Raw genomic sequence first — 18,018 nt, forward strand, 5'->3', positions numbered from 1 at the left:
CGGTGTCATGTCTGAACACGCGACGTCTATACGCGAAACTATCGTAAAAGCCCTGCATACGAAGCCCTTTATCGATCCAGCAGAAGAAGTCGAAGCCCGGGTCAGCTTCCTCGCAGACTACCTGCGCACCACCGGACTGTCCGCCTATGTTCTCGGGATCTCCGGAGGGCAGGACTCCACCTTGGCAGGGCGATTGGCGCAATTGGCCGTCGAGAAGCTGCGGGCCGAGGGGTACCAAGCGGAATTTTGGGCAGTACGACTACCCCACGGTGTGCAAGCCGACGAGTCCGATGCCCAAGTTGCATTGGACTTCATCCGTGCCGATCACGAGGTGACAGTCAATATCGCTGCCTCGACCGCGGCGATGAGCACAGCAGTGGCCAATGCGTTCGAGATGGAACAGCTCGGCGACTTCAACAAAGGTAACGTCAAGGCCAGGATGCGAATGATCGCGCAGTACGCCATTGCCGGGGAAAAGCGCGGGTTGGTAATCGGCAGCGATCATGCGTCGGAGAATGTCACTGGCTTCTTCACCAAATTTGGCGACGGCGGCGCCGACATCCTCCCCCTATTCGGCCTGTCCAAGCGCCAAGGCGCCCAGATACTTGCCGAACTCGAAGCCCCGGAATCCACGTGGAAGAAGGTCCCGACTGCAGATCTCGAGGAAAACAAACCGATGATCCCCGACGAACAAGCACTTGGAGTGACCTACCGGGAAATTGACGACTACGTCGAAGGAACCAAACCTGTGAGCGCCGAAGCGCAGGCAAAGATTGAGCGGCTATGGCTCATCGGGCGTCACAAGCGGACGACGCCAGTGACTCCGCAAGACACCTGGTGGCAGAGCTAGCCCTTCCCTCGATCGCCGAATGCCTTCGAGATTGCGCCGGCAAAAGTGAGCAACCTCGGGTTAAGTAAAGAAAAGTGTGTCTCTGCTGTGTGATTTCCGCAGCGTTGCGGGCCTGAGGCCAGTATTTGTTGTTGTCTGGGAGCGTTAGCTCGCTCGATGTCGTCCCTTCGGTGTAGTCGGACTACCGCTGTGGGATTTATTTCATTAAAAAAACGCTGCTCTACGTAGTCAGACTACGCCGAAGCGACGACATAGCACTCGTGCAGCACACCCGCACAGCCGGCAACACGCCGACCGGACACACTTTTCTCTACTTAGCCCAGAAAAGCCCCGAGACACCAACCGAATTGGCGCCTCGGGACTTCAAAACTGTGGAGCTAACGGGACTCGAACCCGTGACCCCCACACTGCCAGTGTGGTGCGCTACCAGCTGCGCCATAGCCCCTTAGAAACTGTTGATAAGATTACACTGCACAGCCAAATTTCTACAAATTGCCTGGTCAATGAGTAAAACAAAGCACCCCCGAAACTGAGCCACTGGGCTTAAATCCGGGGGTGCCTTTGCTGCACCCTACCAACCGATGCCGGTCATCGTGCAGCTGGAAAGATTACTTCTGAGAAGCTACGGCTACCCAGTTCTTGAGGTCGTCGATATCCTTGCCATCCTTGATGATGCGCGGCGAAGATACCTTGCCGGTTTCATCCTTGAGCTTCTTCTCATTGGCCGTGGAGACCTCGGTAAAGGCCTGGTGATCAGTAGCGGCCGCAATCTTTGCCACCGTGTCATCCGAAGCGCCTACCTGCTTGGCTGCCTTGGACAGATCCTCCATGCTCCACTTGGCGTAGATGTCCTTTTGCTTCTCGAGCAACAGCTTGCGGAAGTTCCAGTAGGTTTTCGCATTCTCGTTCTGCGCCACGATCAACGCTGCACCACCAGCGCGGTGCGAGTGGCCATCCTTGTTTTCGCCGTCGAGGAAGCTTAGGGTACGCACGTTGACGACAAGTTTGCCGTCGTCGATCGCCTTGAGCATGTCATTGTCGGTGGCCTCTGCCAGTTCTGCACAGTGCGGGCACGAGTAGTCTTCGTAAAGCTCGACACTCGGGGTGTCCGCAGTTGCCTTATCTCCCTTGAGCTCCACCGCATTGTTGGCAAAAGTGGCAGTCGCGTGGATGTCCTGAGTTTGGAAGCCTTCCACGATCTTGTCGGTCTTTGCATTTTTGCCGCTAATCGCAATGTAGCCGATCACGACGGCCGCGATGACCAGCACGGCCAGCAGCGCCCAGAGGAAGCCGTTGCTCTTTTCGTTTGGGTTCTTAATCTTGTTGCTCACTTGTCGCCTTACTAGTCGAATACATGTCAATGGCCGTTAAGGGTGAAGTGCCCACCTTGTAAATGGCCTGCGCCACAACCAGACCGCCATCCCTAAGAATAGAAGATCTCGAACAATGGCTAGGAAGGGGGAGGTGGGTTCGGCTGAAACATCCGGCGAAAAGCAGCCGCAGTTGATCTGCAGACCACGCACCCACGCCGAACCGATCCCCAGTAGGAAACACACCATGAACAGCCCGGTTACCGCAGCGTTCAGACGCAGAAACAGCCCTACCGCCAGCAGTAAACCCAGCGCAAACTCCACCGGAGGCAGTGTCTGCGCAATAAAGCCCTCAACCGCAGGCGGGAATAACTGATATGCCATTACCGACTGCCGAAAACCCATCGGGTCCATCATCTTTATGGTGCCACTGGTCAGCCAAACCGCAGCCAGTCCAAATCGACACAACGCATCAATCACACTCAGCGCGCTGTCGAACAGGCTTCTCGACGCCACTTGCGCTTCCAGTCTCACCATAGGCCATACCTTAGCCCACGCACGGAGTAAATCTAGCTGCGAACAGGGAATTTGTAGCAAATCCCACTGAAGTTCTCCAGCTCCTCTGTGCCACGAGCTACGGTGCCACCATTATTTCATTGACATGACAGCAATGTCTAGGGATGTTTCAGCTAGGAAGCTCCCAAGACATCGCTAACCAAAGCTTGTGCTTGCTCTTGCACTAGCTTGAGGTGCTCTGCACCTTGGAAAGATTCGGCATAGATCTTGTACTTGTCTTCAGTACCGGACGGCCGAGCGGCAAACCAGGCACTGGCGGTGGTGACTTTCAACCCACCAATAGCTGCGCCGTTGCCAGGCGCTTCCGTGAGCTTAGCTGTGATCGGTTCGCCGGCCAGCTCGGTGGCAGAAACCTGCTCGGGGCTAAGCTTCTTCAGCACGGCTTTCTGTTCCCGGTTGGCTTCTGCGTCGGTGCGCGCGTACGCCGGCGCGCCATATTCCGCCGCCAATTCGGCATAGCGCATCGACGGCGTCTTGCCCGTCACCGCGAGGATTTCAGCCGCCAACAAATTCAGAATCAGACCGTCCTTGTCGGTAGACCAGACATTTCCGTCAAGCCGCAGGAACGAGGCCCCAGCGGACTCTTCACCACCGAACCCGATATCGCCGGAGATCAGCCCCGGAACAAACCATTTGAACCCAACCGGCACTTCAACCAATTTCCGGCCAAGGGCAGAGACAACGCGGTCGATCATCGACGAGGAAACCAGGGTCTTCCCCACCGCAGTTTCTGCTGCCCAACCTGGGCGATGTGCAAAGAGGTAGTCGATTGCCACCGCGAGGTAGTGGTTAGGGTTCATCAAGCCAGCATCGGGGGTCACAATGCCATGACGGTCTGCATCGGCGTCATTGCCGGTTGCGATGTCATACTTGTCGCGGTTGGCGATCAACGAGGCCATCGCATCGGCCGACGAGCAGTCCATCCGGATCTTGCCGTCAGTATCGAGCGTCATGAAACGCCAGGTAGCGTCCACATCTGGGTTCACCACCGTGATGTCCAGGCCATGCTTTTCGGCGATGGCTCCCCAGTAGTCAACTGAAGCCCCACCCATTGGATCCGCCCCGATCCGAATCCCAGCCCGCTTGATTGCCTCAATATCAATGACATTCGGCAGGTCATCAATGTAAGAGTCCATGTAGTTGTACCGTCCGGCACGCTCGTCCAGGACGCCACTGACTGGAACACGCATGACGTCTGCTAGCCCCGAACGCAGCAATTCATTTGCTCGAGCTGCAATCCAGTCAGTAGCTTCCGTATCAGCTGGCCCGCCATGTGGCGGGTTGTATTTGAAGCCACCATCGCGTGGCGGATTGTGTGAAGGAGTGATGACGATGCCGTCAGCGCGCCCGGCAGCGGTACCCAGCACGCCCCCCTCCAACGAGGCGTTGTGCGACAAAATAGCATGCGAAACTGCTGGGGTTGGGGTGTAGCGACCACGGTCGTCGACAAGCACCTCGACGTCGTTAGCGATCAGCACCTCCAAGGCAGAAAGCATGGCCGGCTCGGAGAGCGCGTGGGTATCGCGCCCGATGAAGATTGGACCGTCGATGCCCTGTCCGTGGCGGTACTCGACGATGGCTTGGGTGATGGCCAAAATGTGGTTTTCGTTAAACGCGGTGTCGAGGGAGGAACCCCGGTGGCCCGAAGTGCCAAAAGCCACTTGTTGGTCAGGGTTATCTGCGTCTGGCGTGCGTGTGTAGTAAGCGGCTACCAGCGCTGCGATATCGATAAGGTCATTGGATTGAGCTGGTTGCCCAGCGCGTTGATGAGCCATGGGGCGCTCCTCACATTCGGTTACGGCGAAAATGACTTGGCCATGCCACCAGACAATCGGAGGTCACGGCACGAAGCATTTTCCTGCTACTGACCATCTTTCCTGTATTACCCGGATCTTGCATGGTTACCCGCCGATCGGGGTGACTCAGCTATTCCTTCCTTATGCGGTTCCCGCCGGCCTCGAGTCCCGCCGAGCTCGACAGCAAAGATGCAGATTATATGTAAAAAAATTCGGGCGAATACTCGACAAATACCTGTAGAAACCGGCAGAATGTTAGCCAACTCACCTGATTTTATGCAGCTATGCGCACGCACGTTGGCCTGGCCCATTTTGAAGGTGCTCATCACGAATCCACCTAAGGAATCACATGTCGTCATTCAACGAGACCCTCAGCACGCTGGATACCTTCGTCTGGGGCCCGCTATTTTTGATCCCGCTTTTGCTGGGTACTGGCTTGCTCCTTACCGTCAGGCTCCGCGGATTGCAGTTCCGCACCCTTTTTATTGCGCTTCGTCACGGCCTGATCGATCGCAACGACCAAAGCGGCGAGGGAGATATTTCCAACTACCAAGCACTGACTACCGCTTTGGCGGCAACGGTTGGCGTGGGCAACATCGTTGGCGTGGCCACCGCGATTTCCGTCGGCGGTCCTGGTTCACTGTTCTGGATGTGGGTGACGGGCCTGGTCGGCATGGCATCGAAATATGCCGAGGCTTTCCTGGGCGTGCGTTTTCGCACGACCGACTCGGCCGGCGAGCAGTCTGGTGGCCCGCAGTACTATCTCGAACGAGGGATCAAAGGACCAGTTGGCAAGATCTTGGGGATTTCGTTCACCTTTTTCGCGATCATCGCCTCTTTCGGTATCGGCAACCTGACGCAAGCCAATGCCGTCGCGACGGGCATGCATGATGCCTTTGGTATCCAACCCTGGATTTCCGGCGTGATCATGTTTGTGTGCCTAGGCGCGGTGCTGCTAGGCGGCGTGCAAGCGATTGGCCGGGTCACTTCGGCTTTTGTGCCGCTGATGATCTTGATCTACGTGGTGGGCGCAATCGTGGTGCTGTGCATTAACGCCGCTAAGATCCCAGGGGCGTTGGCGCTCGTATTTACGGATGCGTTTACCGGCACCGCAGCAGCTGGCGGGTTCCTGGGTTCTGGAATCATCCTGGCTTTACAGATGGGTGTGGCACGTGGCATCTTCTCCAATGAGTCCGGCATGGGTTCGGCGTCGATCGCGGCTGCTGCTGCCAAGACTTCGCATCCGGTCCGCCAGGGCCTCGTTTCGATGACGCAGACTTTCATCGACACCATCATCGTGGTGTCTTTCACCGGCCTGGTCATCATCTCCACGGGCACGTGGGATCAAGGCAAGCAAAACGCTGGCACGATGACAGCTGACGCCTTCTCGACGGCACTCCCTGGCCACTGGGGTGGCATGATCGTATCGGTCTCGCTGATCTTCTTCGCCTTCTCGACGATCATCGGCTGGTCTTACTACGGCGAACGCTGCATGGAACGACTGTTTGGCCGCCACGGCGCACTGCCCTATCGTCTCATCTTCACTGTCGTCGTCTTCTTCGGTGCGACCACCGAGCTAGAAACCGTGTGGACGTTGGCAGACCTAGCCAATGGACTGATGGCTTTGCCGAACCTCATCGGCCTGCTGGTTCTAAGCGGATTGGTGGCTCGGGAAACCCTCGCATACTTGCGTTTTGATCCTAAGTTGCGTGCCAGCCACGAAGATGTTGCTGCCTACGTAGCAAACGAAAACAATGGCTGGAAATAGCAACTAGAGGAAACCAGGCCGACCCAGTCGTATCTTGGTTGTCGCGTATAATTTAAGACTTATGAAGGACACCCTCCTGGCAGGAAGTGGCGCCGCTGTAGGCGCTCTCGCCCGCTACGCGCTGGGTGTCCTTATTCCTTCCCCATTGACGCTTCTGGTAGCGATCAATGCCGTCGGTTGTTTCCTCATCGCACGTTGGAAACCAAGCCCCTTCTGGACCATCGGCGTACTCGGCGGGTTCACTAGCTACAGCGCTTTCCAGGCCCAATTCTCCCTGCCTTACTTTGCTGCGATGTTGGGAACATGTTTACTTGCGTACCTGTTTGGCGAGCTCACCACTAGTCGGAAACGGCTAACACCGTCATGAATCCAATGCTGGCTACGCTGTACGTCGCAACGGGTGGCTTCGCAGGCGGGGCCTTAAGATACCAAATGAGCCGTCTCAACCGCCGTTCGTTCCCCGTGGGCACCTTGCTTTCAAACACCTTGGCCTGCCTAACCTTAGCGACCGTGCTAGGCACCGGGGGCGCGTATCTCGCCCTTGGCATCGGCTTCGCTGGCGCCTTATCGACGATGTCAACGTTCGTCAAAGAACTCGTTCGATTGGGGCTTAAACATGGAACCATCTACCTATCCGTGACGCTGGTATGCGGCTGGCTGGGCTTTCAGTTGGGCTTGCTTCTGAAATAGCCAGCCGGAGGCGACACATCTAGCCACCAGTTGAGTGCGGAATTGCGAAGTACGCCAATGAAAAAGACGAAGATCACGGTCTCAGTAGTCTGAGATCGTGACCTTCGTCAATTTTGTTTAGTTTTTTGGTCGGCGGTGACCTACTCTCCCACACCCTCCCGGGTGCAGTACCATCGGCGCTGGTGGGCTTAGCTTCCGGGTTCGGAATGGGACCGGGCGTTACCCCACCGCTGTTGCCACCGACACATCTTTGTTTGTGTGTGTGGTGTTGTGTCAGTTACTGCATAGTGGACGCGTGCTTTTTGTTCTTGTTTTGTGTTTGTTGTTGGGTGTTGTTGGTTTTTTGTTGGTGTATTAGTACCAGTCACCTGCACACATTGCTGTGCTTCCAGATCTGGCCTATCAACCCCATAGTCTATGGGGAACCTCGAAAGAAACCTTATCTTGAAACAGGCTTCCCGCTTAGATGCTTTCAGCGGTTATCCCTTCCGTACGTAGCCAACCAGCCATGCACCTGGCGGTACAACTGGCACACCAGAGGTACGTCCGTCCCGGTCCTCTCGTACTAGGGACAGCCTTTCTCAAGTTTCAACGCGCGCGGCGGATAGAGACCGAACTGTCTCACGACGTTCTAAACCCAGCTCGCGTGCCGCTTTAATGGGCGAACAGCCCAACCCTTGGGACCTACTCCAGCCCCAGGATGCGACGAGCCGACATCGAGGTGCCAAACCATCCCGTCGATATGGACTCTTGGGGAAGATCAGCCTGTTATCCCCGGGGTACCTTTTATCCGTTGAGCGACACCGCTTCCACAAGCCAGTGCCGGATCACTAGTCCCGACTTTCGTCCCTGCTCGACCTGTCAGTCTCACAGTCAAGCTCCCTTGTGCACTTACACTCACCACCTGATTGCCAACCAGGCTGAGGGAACCTTTGGGCGCCTCCGTTACTCTTTGGGAGGCAACCGCCCCAGTTAAACTACCCACCAGGCACTGTCCCTAACCCAGATCATGGGCCGAGGTTGAGATGTCCAATACGATCAGAGTGGTATTTCAACAACGACTCACACACAACTAGCGTCATGTGATCACAGTCTCCCACCTATCCTACACAAACCGTACCGAACACCAATACCAAGCTATAGTGAAGGTCCCGGGGTCTTTTCGTCCTGCCGCGCGTAACGAGCATCTTTACTCGTACTGCAATTTCACCGGGCCTGTGGTTGAGACAGCAGGGAAGTCGTTACGCCATTCGTGCAGGTCGGAACTTACCCGACAAGGAATTTCGCTACCTTAGGATGGTTATAGTTACCACCGCCGTTTACTGGGGCTTAAATTCTCCGCTTCGGTGTTACCACCTAACAGGTCCTCTTAACCTTCCAGCACCGGGCAGGCGTCAGTCCGTATACATCGACTTATCGTCTTCGCACGGACCTGTGTTTTTAATAAACAGTCGCTTCCCTCTATTCTCTGCGACCACAACCAGCTCGAAACCAGTTTGTCACCAGTCGTGGTCCCCCTTCTCCCGAAGTTACGGGGGCATTTTGCCGAGTTCCTTAACCACAGTTCACCCGAACGCCTTAGTATTCTCTACCTGACTACCTGTGTCGGTTTGGGGTACGGGCCGAATATGCACATCGCTAGAGGCTTTTCTCGACAGTACAGGATCACCAACATCAACCAAACGGTCTACGCATCACGCCTCACCCTTTACATGCAGTCCCGGATTTACCTAGGCTGCAGGCTACACGCTTACACCACAATCCAATAAGTGGCTCGGCTACCTCACTGCGTCACCCCATCACTAAGCTACTACCAGATCAGGCCCCACGCATCACCACAACCACAATGTCAAAGACACTTATAGCCACGGCTTTGGGTGGTTAGTATCACTGATTCACCTTTGGCGCGCACACTCGGGTACGGGAATATCAACCCGTTATCCATCGACTACGCCTGTCGGCCTCGCCTTAGGCCCCGACTCACCCTGGGAAGATTAGCTTGACCCAGGAACCCTTAGTCATCCAGCGGATAAGTTTCTCACTTATCATTCGTTACTCATGCCTGCATTCTCACTCGCACACACTCCACAATCAGGTCACCCTACTGCTTCACCACGTGCACGACGCTCCCCTACCCAACCACCAAAAGATGGTTGCCGCGGTTTCGGTGGTGTACTTGAGCCCCACTACATTGTCGGCGCAGAACCACTCGACCAGTGAGCTATTACGCACTCTTTCAAGGATGGCTGCTTCTAAGCCAACCTCCTGGTTGTCTTCGCGATCCCACATCCTTTTCCACTTAGTACACCCTTAGGGACCTTAACCGGCGATCTGGGCTGTTTCCCTCTCGACTACGAAGCTTATCCCCCGCAGTCTCACTGCCATGCTGCTCTTTATGGCATTCGGAGTTTGGCTGACGTCGCTAAGATGATAGTCCCGCTAAACCAACCAGTAGCTCTACCTCCACAAAGGAACACACAACGCTGCACCTAAATGCATTTCGGGGAGAACCAGCTATCACGGAGTTTGATTGGCCTTTCACCCCTACCCACAACTCATCCCCTCAGTTTTCAACCTAAGTGGGTTCGCGCCTCCACAACCTCTTACAGCTGCTTCACACTGGCCATGGGTAGATCACCCCGCTTCGGGTCCAAGACATGCCACTAAAAACACACTAGTTAGTATTCGCTTTCGCTACGACTCCCCCACAACGGGTTAACCTCGCGACATGCCGCTGACTCGCAGGCTCATTCTTCAAAAGGCACGCCATCACCCCACAAAGAGGCTCTGACGGATTGTAAGCACATGGTTTCAGGTACTATTTCACTCCCCTCCCGGGGTACTTTTCACCATTCCCTCACGGTACTAATCCGCTATCGGTCACACTGAGTATTCAGGCTTACCGGGTGGTCCCGGCAGATTCACAGCAGATTTCACGGGCCCGCTGCTACTCGGGAAAGCAATCACACAACCAACACGCATTTTCAGGTACCGGGCTCTCACCGTCTACGGCAGGCGTTTCCACACCACTTCCCCTAACACACATTGACATCATGAGTGGCACGGCAGCACCACAACAATCACTCCCCACAACCCCACACACGCAACCCCTGCCGGGTATCACACGCATGCAGTTTAGCCACCATCCGCGTTCGCTCGCCACTACTAACGGAATCACACTTGTTTTCTTCTCCTACGGGTACTGAGATGTTTCACTTCCCCGCGTCAACCCCCACACCCACTATAGATTCATGGGCAGGTAACCACACACAACCGTGGCTGGGTTTCCCCATTCGGACACCCTCGGATCAACGCTCTATTGGCAACTCCCCGAGGCTTATCGCAGCCTTACACGTCCTTCATCGGCTCAGTATGCCAAGGCATCCACCATGTGCTCTTACTAAAAAACCAACACACAAAAAACACTAAAACACAAAAAATAAAGAAAAATGCTCGCGTCCACTATACAGTTCTCACACAACACGCACAACCACCCACACCACACCACCAACACGGCAGCACAGCACAGACAGCCACACACAGGAAACACACGAATGCATGCCCCAGACACCCAACAGCGCACCAAGCACACACAATTTTTGATCATGACAACCCACACCACCACGGCGCGGGGTTGGCCTCCACCCGATTACAACACCACCAGTAAAACACTCGTTTACTCAAGCAGCGAAAAACAAGCCTGCAACCACAGGCCCAAAAAAACTCCATAGAAAGGAGGTGATCCAGCCGCACCTTCCGGTACGGCTACCTTGTTACGACTTCGTCCCAATCACCGATCCCACCTTCGACAGCTCCCCCCACAAGGGTTAGGCCACTGGCTTCGGGTGTTACCGACTTTCATGACGTGACGGGCGGTGTGTACAAGGCCCGGGAACGTATTCACCGCAGCGTTGCTGATCTGCGATTACTAGCGACTCCGACTTCATGGGGTCGAGTTGCAGACCCCAATCCGAACTGAGGCCGGCTTTCAGCGATTAGCTCACCCTCACAGGCTCGCAACGCGTTGTACCGACCATTGTAGCATGTGTGAAGCCCTGGACATAAGGGGCATGATGATTTGACGTCATCCCCACCTTCCTCCGAGTTAACCCCGGCAGTCTCTCATGAGTCCCCACCATCACGTGCTGGCAACATAAGACAAGGGTTGCGCTCGTTGCGGGACTTAACCCAACATCTCACGACACGAGCTGACGACAACCATGCACCACCTGTACACCAACCACAAGGGAGGACGTATCTCTACGCCTATCTGATGTATGTCAAGCCCAGGTAAGGTTCTTCGCGTTGCATCGAATTAATCCACATGCTCCGCCGCTTGTGCGGGCCCCCGTCAATTCCTTTGAGTTTTAGCCTTGCGGCCGTACTCCCCAGGCGGGGCGCTTAATGCGTTAGCTACGGCACAGAAGTCGTGGAAGACCCCTACACCTAGCGCCCACCGTTTACAGCATGGACTACCAGGGTATCTAATCCTGTTCGCTACCCATGCTTTCGCTCCTCAGCGTCAGTTACTGCCCAGAGACCTGCCTTCGCCATCGGTGTTCCTCCTGATATCTGCGCATTTCACCGCTACACCAGGAATTCCAGTCTCCCCTACAGCACTCAAGTTATGCCCGTATCGCCTGCACGCCCGAAGTTAAGCCCCGGGATTTCACAGACGACGCGACAAACCACCTACGAGCTCTTTACGCCCAGTAATTCCGGACAACGCTCGCACCCTACGTATTACCGCGGCTGCTGGCACGTAGTTAGCCGGTGCTTCTTATACAGGTACCGTCACATAACGCTTCGTCCCTGTCGAAAGAGGTTTACAACCCGAAGGCCGTCATCCCCCACGCGGCGTCGCTGCATCAGGCTTGCGCCCATTGTGCAATATTCCCCACTGCTGCCTCCCGTAGGAGTCTGGGCCGTATCTCAGTCCCAATGTGGCCGTACACCCTCTCAGGCCGGCTACCCGTCGACGCCTTGGTAGGCCATTACCCCACCAACAAGCTGATAGGCCGCGAGCTCATCCCACACCGCAAAAGCTTTCCACCACACACACTAAAGCATGGTGAATATTCAGTATTAGACCCAGTTTCCCAGGCTTATCCCAAAGTGCAGGGCAGATCACCCACGTGTTACTCACCCGTTCGCCACTCGAGTACCCCGCAAGCAGGGCCTTTCCGTTCGACTTGCATGTGTTAAGCACGCCGCCAGCGTTCATCCTGAGCCAGGATCAAACTCTCCATAAAAGAACGATCAAAATAATCAGAACTCAAGAAAAGCCCAACTACCTGACAAAAACAAACAACCAGCAAAAAAAAATTCACTAAATTGTCCAAAAAAAACGTGATGACAAACAGATCCGACGAGGAAAAACCCGCCACCACAAAAAATTGAGTACTAATGCTTACACAGACCACTCCTGGCCTGCCGGCACCAACACACAACCAAAAACAAAAAAAGTACTTGGCACACTATTGAGTTCTCAAACAACACACGCACACCCCACCAGCAACCACACAACATGGCCACAAAGTAAAGGAGACAGCCAGCAACATGTTTTCCTACCGCCACACACTCACAAAGCGGGGCGTTGTCGGTCGCGCTGACCCACATAAAGTTACACACCACCCAAACAAAACACAAACACCCAGTTCAGAACACAAATCTAGCTAACGCGTTCCACGTGAGCCCCCAACGAATTGAGCTGCTCTACAAAGTTTGGATAACCACGGTCGATATGGAAGACGTCGTGGACTTCGGTCACGGCGTCGGCACGCAAGGCAGCGAGCACCAACCCAGCCCCTGCGCGAATGTCCGAGCTCCACACGGACGTCGAGGAAAGTTGTTCTTTGCCACGCACGACCACATGGTGCCCATCTACGGAGGCATCCGCGCCGAGACGCAGGAGCTCGTCGACAAAGCGGAACCGAGATTCAAAGACATTTTCCGTGATTACGGACATGCCTTCGGAGACAGTAGCTAGTCCGATGGCCATAGGTTGCAGGTCGGTCGGGAAGCCAGGGAATGGCAGAGTCTGATAGTCGACAGCTTGTGGACGGCCGGTCATTTTGACTCGGAAGCCCGTCGCGAACGTTTCCACGTCAGCGCCTGCTACCCGAAGTTTTTGAAGTGGCAGGTGCAGGTGACGGGGCGCGATGCCTCCAACGGTAATGTCGCCACCCGTGATCGCGGCCGCGTATGCCCACGTGCCGGCGACGATTCGGTCCCCAACTACTTCATGCGTGGTTGGGTGCAGCTTCGCCACCCCTTCGATGGTGATCGTCGACGTTCCGGCTCCTTCAATCCGGGCACCCATTTCGCAAAGCATTTCACAAAGGTCTACGATTTCCGGCTCGCGGGCCGCATTATCCAAGACTGTGGTGCCTTTAGCGAGCACCGCTGCGGTCAGAATGTTCTCGGTTGCCCCCACCGAAGGGAAGTCAAGCTCAATTCGAGTGCCCACGAGCCGTTCCGCAGTGGCCACCACTGCTCCGTGTTGAATGTGCGTCTTGGCGCCGAGCTTCTCCAGACCCGTCTGGTGCATGTCCAGAGGACGGGAACCGATTGCGTCGCCGCCTGGCAAGGCGACAACCGCTCGCCCACACCGCGAAGTTAGCGGACCAAGCACACATACTGAGGCTCGGAACTGGCGAACGGCATCGAAGTCCGCGTCGCTCTTGATTTCTGCTGGCGTATCGATGGTGACCACCGAGCCGTCGATGTGCACGGTGCAACCAAGGCCCTCGAGGACGTCTTTCATGAGCGGGACGTCGAGGATTTCCGGGCAATTCGTGAGCGTGGTGCGGCCTTCCGTCAGCAGCGCAGCTGCCATGAGCTTCAACACGCTATTTTTTGCGCCGGCTACTCGCACCGTACCGACGAGTCGCGAACCACCAGTGACTAAGAATCGTTCCTTCACAAGGCACAAGTCTAAACACATTCCCCCTTCGCCGTCGTCTCGATCCAGCTAGCTTAGATGGCATGAGCATTCACCTAACGAAGATCTACACCCGCACCGGCGACGATGGCACCACCGGCCTGTCCAACTTCGAGCGCGTTTCTAAATCCGATCCCCGACTCATCGCCTACGCCGACACCGAGGAAGCCAACGCGGCCATCGGAACTGTCCTGGCCATCGGTCAGCCGCGCATTGACATCGCCGACACCTTGACCCGCATCCAAAACGAGCTTTTCGACGCCGGCGCGGACCTCGCCACCCCCATCGAGGAAAACCCCAAATACCCACCGCTACGGGTAGAGCAGAGCTACATCGACAGACTCGAAGCAGACTGCGATCGCTTCAATTCCGAGCTCAGCGACCTCACCTCTTTCATTCTGCCGGGCGGTACTCCATGCGCAGCACTACTCCACCAGGCCCGCGTGGTCACCCGACGCGCGGAACGCGCAGCTTGGGTCGCCTACGGGGAATTCCCAGACACAACCTCAAAGCTGCCGGCCCAATACCTCAACCGACTCAGCGACCTGCTGTTCATCGTAGGCAGAATCGCAAACGCCGGGGACGATATTCTGTGGGTCCCCGGCGGCAAGCGGTAGTTCGTATTAAGGCAGCGCACCAATCCGACGTGCTGCGTTTACGGCCTCGTAGCGGGTGTGCGCACCAAGCTTGCGCATGACCGAACGCAAGTAACTTTTCACGGTTTCCGCACCAATACCCATTTCTTCGGCGGCTTCAACGTTGGTGTGCCCGAGGGCAACACAGGCTAAAACGTCCAGCTCGCGCGCAGAAAGCTTCGTGGTTTGCTTCATTCGGACTGGCGTGACCATTTGATCACAAAGCTCTTCAATTTCCTTGCGGATCGCCTCATCGCCGACGCGGTTGGCGAGCATGCGAAGCTTAGAGTGGGTGGAGCGAACCTGTTCCCACTCGGCGCCATTCATCACGCGACCGGACTTTGCGCCGAGGGTGGAGCGTCCATCAGGGCGTCGGAAAGCAGCATTGATGGCGAGCTCCTGTTCGAGCGCGCGCGCCGTCATTGTTACTTCTTCGATGACCTTGTCGCCGAGGCGAAGTGAAGAATGTACGCCCACATATAGGACGCCAACGACGTCGCGGTGAACAATAACGGGGACGGCAACGATTGAATGCAGGCCTTCATCTTGAATTGCGCGGTCGTATTCGTGTGAGATCACGTTCGCGCGAGTGTAGTCGGACACACCGACGGGACGCTTCGTTGCCAATACCCGACCACCGACGCCGCTTCCTGCCTCAATGATGAGATTTTGCAATGCAGGGGTACGCAAGCCCACCCAGGCGCTGATCTGCAGCTTCTTCTCAGACGTCACCGTTGCATACATCGTCACCGGAATCCCAGTGGCCGTCTTTAGCGATGTCAGCGCAGCGCGGATAGCATCTTCATCGTCTTTCAATGTTTGTGCGTCGATCACGTTCACTCACAACCTTCCACCCGACTAGGTACACCCATTAGCGCACCACGTTCGTAATATTGGGCAGTATAGCCAGACTGCGGGGGTATCCAAAGTTGAGTTTTATGCGTTTTTCTAGCATTCGGGTGCATATTAGGCGGAATGTATTGCATGAAAATTCCACTATCAACATGAATAGTATTTCTCATACCTTTTCTACCTGGAGTTTTAGTGAATTGCCCCCATTTATGTGCCCCCGGAAAATATTAAACCCACACAAAGCCCACAATTCCGAACCCTCCAACTGGCGAGTTGATGTGATCTAGATCGCGGCACGTTTGTGAGCTAAAGCACAAAAAGACAGAGTTGTCTATTTGCGGCCGACTAGTTAGACTATATTTTTGCTTTGGGAAAGCGTAGACTTGGGCACCAGCAGCCACTGCAGGCTTTCGCAATTTACGTAACCGCTGGTAGCAGACTTACTAACGGTCCGCAATGAATTGTAGCAAGCACGTGTCGCTTCGGGAGACTTGTCGCCCCGGTCGGCACACCGCACTGGCGCACTCATAAATTCAACTGGTCAAACCCACGAACTGTAACGTCGAATAAGGAGCCTCCCATGGCAAAAATCTTGCAAAATATCGCCGAAGCTATCGGAAACACCCCACTCGTGCGCCTCAACCGCGTCACTGAGGGCCTCGAAGCCGAAGTTTTGGTCAAGCTCGAGTTCTACAACCCAGCAAACTCCGTGAAAGACCGCATCGGACGCGCCATCGTGGACGCCGCCGAAGAATCTGGCGAGCTCAAGCCAGGTGGCACTCTCGTTGAAGCGACTTCAGGAAACACCGGCATCGCACTGGCTCTCATCGGTGCTGCTCGCGGTTACAAGGTTGTGCTCACCATGCCAGAGACGATGTCGAAGGAACGCCGCGTCATGTTGCGCGCCTACGGTGCCGAAATCGTACTCACACCAGGCGCTGCGGGCATGCAGGGTGCCGTCGATAAGGCAAATGAGATCGTCGCGGAGCGAGACAACGCCATCTTGGCTCGCCAGTTCGCCAACTCCGCAAACCCGGCCGTGCACCGCGCAACCACCGGACCGGAGATCTGGGATGCCACCGACGGCAAGATCGACATCTTTGTCGCCGGCATCGGCACCGGTGGCACAGTAACGGGTGCTGGAAGCTACCTCAAAGAGCAAAACGCTAACGTGCAGGTAGTCGGCGTTGAGCCTGCCGATTCCCCACTGCTCACCAGTGGCAAGGCTGGCCCACACAAGATTCAGGGTCTGGGTGCGAACTTCGTACCAGAGGTACTTGACCGCAAGGTCCTCGACGAAGTACTCACCGTCACCAACGAGGCAGCCGTGGCAACCTCTCGAAAGATTGCCACCGACGAAGGCATCCTTGGCGGCATTTCCGCTGGCGCAAACGTCTTCGCTGCCCTAGAACTGGCCAAGCGACCAGAAAACAAGGGGAAGACCATCGTCACAGTCATTCCAGACTTCGGCGAGCGCTACGTCTCCACCCTGCTTTTCGACGACATTCGCGATTAAACACGCACCTAGAATTCTCGCCCCAATCCGCTTCCTGCGCTGGTTGGGGCGAAATTTTTTGTCTGCGTTCGTCAATTCGCTGCTAAAATCAAGCACTATGTTCACAATTGCGCGGATGATCCGAGAAGACCTTCAGAATGCTCGGGAGCATGATCCCGCGGCTCGTGGCGACGTCGAAAATGCCATCGTATATTCCGGGCTTCATGCCATCTGGTCCCACCGAGTGGCACACGCCCTATGGGTTCGTGGGCACAAGGGTCCAGCACGCGTACTCGCGCAAGTAACGCGATTCCTCACCGGAATCGAGATCCACCCCGGGGCAACGATCGGTCGCCGTTTCTTCATTGACCACGGCATGGGTATCGTGATCGGCGAGACCGCCGAGATTGGCGACGGAGTAATGCTCTACCACGGAGTGACGCTGGGCGGACAGGTGCTGACGCAGACCAAGCGCCACCCGACCCTTGAAGACGGCGTAGTCGTAGGATCTGGGGCCAAAGTGCTGGGACCGATCACTATCGGCGCAGGGAGCGCAATCGGCGCCAATGCGGTCGTTACCAAAGACGTTCCACCGAACCATATCGCCGTTGGTATTCCAGCGAAAAACCGCCCTAGGAATCCAGACGAACAGGTCAAATTGGTGGACCCGGACGCCTACATTACGGGCGGTTTTGCCGCGAACTACGAAATCTAAACTGCCATGTCTTTGTAGTCTGGGTTCTTCTCCAAGAATCCAGCCACAGCAGAACAGGTCGCCTTGATGGTGCCGCCAGACGCGCGGACATCGTCAAGAGCGGCCTTAATTAGTTTCCCGGACAGTCCTTGGCCACGGAACTTTGGATCGATAACGGTGTGGTTGAAGTCGCGACCAGCGCCTTCGGGGACGTAGTTTGCGAATCCTGCTTCTTCTCCATCGACAGTGATGACATATCGATGCTTCGCCTCGTCATGGGTGACCTGAAAATCCTCCGACATTGTTGACTCTCCTCATATCTCTCGTCTCGATTAATTGTGTGTCATCGATTGTGCCACAACTACGCTCCTCGAGGCAGCCGCTGCCCTCAAAGAACGCGCGCCGACGC

At 55.8% G+C, this 18,018-nt stretch carries 13 protein-coding genes, 1 tRNA gene and 3 rRNA genes; 7 read left to right on the forward strand and 10 right to left on the reverse strand.

Annotated features, from left to right (window positions below; all coding sequences use genetic code 11):
• Positions 1 to 7: 7 nt before the first annotated feature.
• Positions 8 to 850 (forward strand): ammonia-dependent NAD(+) synthetase, encoded by an 843-nt coding sequence (nadE, locus tag CEPID_RS09895; RefSeq protein WP_083984527.1) that lies wholly within the window; start codon positions 8 to 10, stop codon positions 848 to 850.
• A gap of 372 nt (positions 851 to 1,222) precedes the next feature.
• Here nadE and CEPID_RS09900 read toward each other — a convergent pair.
• From CEPID_RS09900 to pgm, 4 genes are all read right to left on the reverse strand, one after another.
• A tRNA-Ala gene (locus CEPID_RS09900) sits at positions 1,223 to 1,295 on the reverse strand.
• A 163-nt stretch (positions 1,296 to 1,458) separates the two neighbouring features.
• Positions 1,459 to 2,181, reverse strand: coding sequence for a DsbA family protein (locus CEPID_RS09905; RefSeq protein WP_047240827.1), 723 nt, complete (start codon positions 2,179 to 2,181; stop codon positions 1,459 to 1,461).
• Positions 2,182 to 2,217: 36 nt separating this feature from the next.
• Positions 2,218 to 2,697 (reverse strand): MauE/DoxX family redox-associated membrane protein, encoded by a 480-nt coding sequence (locus tag CEPID_RS09910; protein WP_047240828.1) that lies wholly within the window; start codon positions 2,695 to 2,697, stop codon positions 2,218 to 2,220.
• A gap of 152 nt (positions 2,698 to 2,849) precedes the next feature.
• Entirely contained in the window at positions 2,850 to 4,511 is a 1,662-nt protein-coding gene (gene pgm, locus CEPID_RS09915) for a phosphoglucomutase (alpha-D-glucose-1,6-bisphosphate-dependent) (protein ID WP_047240829.1), read from the reverse strand.
• Between the two features lie 370 nt (positions 4,512 to 4,881).
• Here pgm and CEPID_RS09920 point away from each other — a divergent pair, with 370 nt between their 5' ends.
• The 3 genes from CEPID_RS09920 to CEPID_RS09930 all read left to right on the forward strand — a co-directional run bounded on the left by CEPID_RS09920 (position 4,882) and on the right by CEPID_RS09930 (position 6,990).
• Entirely contained in the window at positions 4,882 to 6,300 is a 1,419-nt protein-coding gene (locus CEPID_RS09920; RefSeq protein ID WP_047240830.1) for an alanine/glycine:cation symporter family protein, read from the forward strand.
• Between the two features lie 61 nt (positions 6,301 to 6,361).
• Positions 6,362 to 6,667, forward strand: coding sequence for a CrcB family protein (locus tag CEPID_RS09925; protein ID WP_047240831.1), 306 nt, complete (start codon positions 6,362 to 6,364; stop codon positions 6,665 to 6,667).
• A 65-nt stretch (positions 6,668 to 6,732) separates the two neighbouring features.
• Entirely contained in the window at positions 6,733 to 6,990 is a 258-nt protein-coding gene (locus tag CEPID_RS09930) for a CrcB family protein (RefSeq protein ID WP_236684235.1), read from the forward strand.
• Between the two features lie 127 nt (positions 6,991 to 7,117).
• Here the strand turns inward: CEPID_RS09930 and rrf are convergent.
• The 4 genes from rrf to murA all read right to left on the reverse strand — a co-directional run bounded on the left by rrf (position 7,118) and on the right by murA (position 13,915).
• Positions 7,118 to 7,234: ribosomal RNA gene (gene rrf, locus CEPID_RS09935) — 5S ribosomal RNA — on the reverse strand.
• Positions 7,235 to 7,324: 90 nt separating this feature from the next.
• Positions 7,325 to 10,401: ribosomal RNA gene (locus tag CEPID_RS09940) — 23S ribosomal RNA — on the reverse strand.
• A gap of 320 nt (positions 10,402 to 10,721) precedes the next feature.
• A 16S ribosomal RNA gene (locus CEPID_RS09945) occupies positions 10,722 to 12,242 on the reverse strand.
• Together the 16S, 23S and 5S rRNA genes form the textbook arrangement of a ribosomal RNA operon.
• Positions 12,243 to 12,661: 419 nt before the next feature.
• On the reverse strand, positions 12,662 to 13,915 hold the full coding sequence (gene murA, locus CEPID_RS09950) for a UDP-N-acetylglucosamine 1-carboxyvinyltransferase (protein WP_047240832.1): 1,254 nt from the start codon (positions 13,913 to 13,915) through the stop codon (positions 12,662 to 12,664).
• A 62-nt stretch (positions 13,916 to 13,977) separates the two neighbouring features.
• On the opposite strand from murA, the gene CEPID_RS09955 reads away from it, so the two are divergent.
• Positions 13,978 to 14,550 (forward strand): cob(I)yrinic acid a,c-diamide adenosyltransferase, encoded by a 573-nt coding sequence (locus CEPID_RS09955; protein ID WP_047240833.1) that lies wholly within the window; start codon positions 13,978 to 13,980, stop codon positions 14,548 to 14,550.
• A gap of 6 nt (positions 14,551 to 14,556) precedes the next feature.
• Here CEPID_RS09955 and ramA read toward each other — a convergent pair whose 3' ends face one another.
• Complete coding sequence (gene ramA / locus CEPID_RS09960) at positions 14,557 to 15,399, reverse strand: acetate metabolism transcriptional regulator RamA (protein WP_047241501.1); 843 nt, start codon at positions 15,397 to 15,399, stop codon at positions 14,557 to 14,559.
• 601 nt (positions 15,400 to 16,000) lie between these two features.
• Here ramA and cysK point away from each other — a divergent pair.
• Both cysK and epsC read left to right on the forward strand, forming a co-directional pair.
• Positions 16,001 to 16,936 (forward strand): cysteine synthase A, encoded by a 936-nt coding sequence (cysK, locus tag CEPID_RS09965; RefSeq protein WP_047240834.1) that lies wholly within the window; start codon positions 16,001 to 16,003, stop codon positions 16,934 to 16,936.
• Positions 16,937 to 17,033: 97 nt separating this feature from the next.
• Entirely contained in the window at positions 17,034 to 17,630 is a 597-nt protein-coding gene (gene epsC, locus CEPID_RS09970; RefSeq protein ID WP_047240835.1) for a serine O-acetyltransferase EpsC, read from the forward strand.
• Here the strand turns inward: epsC and CEPID_RS09975 are convergent.
• On the reverse strand, positions 17,627 to 17,911 hold the full coding sequence (locus CEPID_RS09975) for a GNAT family N-acetyltransferase (RefSeq protein WP_047240836.1): 285 nt from the start codon (positions 17,909 to 17,911) through the stop codon (positions 17,627 to 17,629). The genes epsC and CEPID_RS09975 overlap by 4 nt on opposite strands.
• Between the last annotated feature and the right edge of the window lie 107 nt (positions 17,912 to 18,018).

This window comes from Corynebacterium epidermidicanis (assembly GCF_001021025.1).
Taxonomy (GTDB): Bacteria; Actinomycetota; Actinomycetes; order Mycobacteriales; family Mycobacteriaceae; genus Corynebacterium; species Corynebacterium epidermidicanis.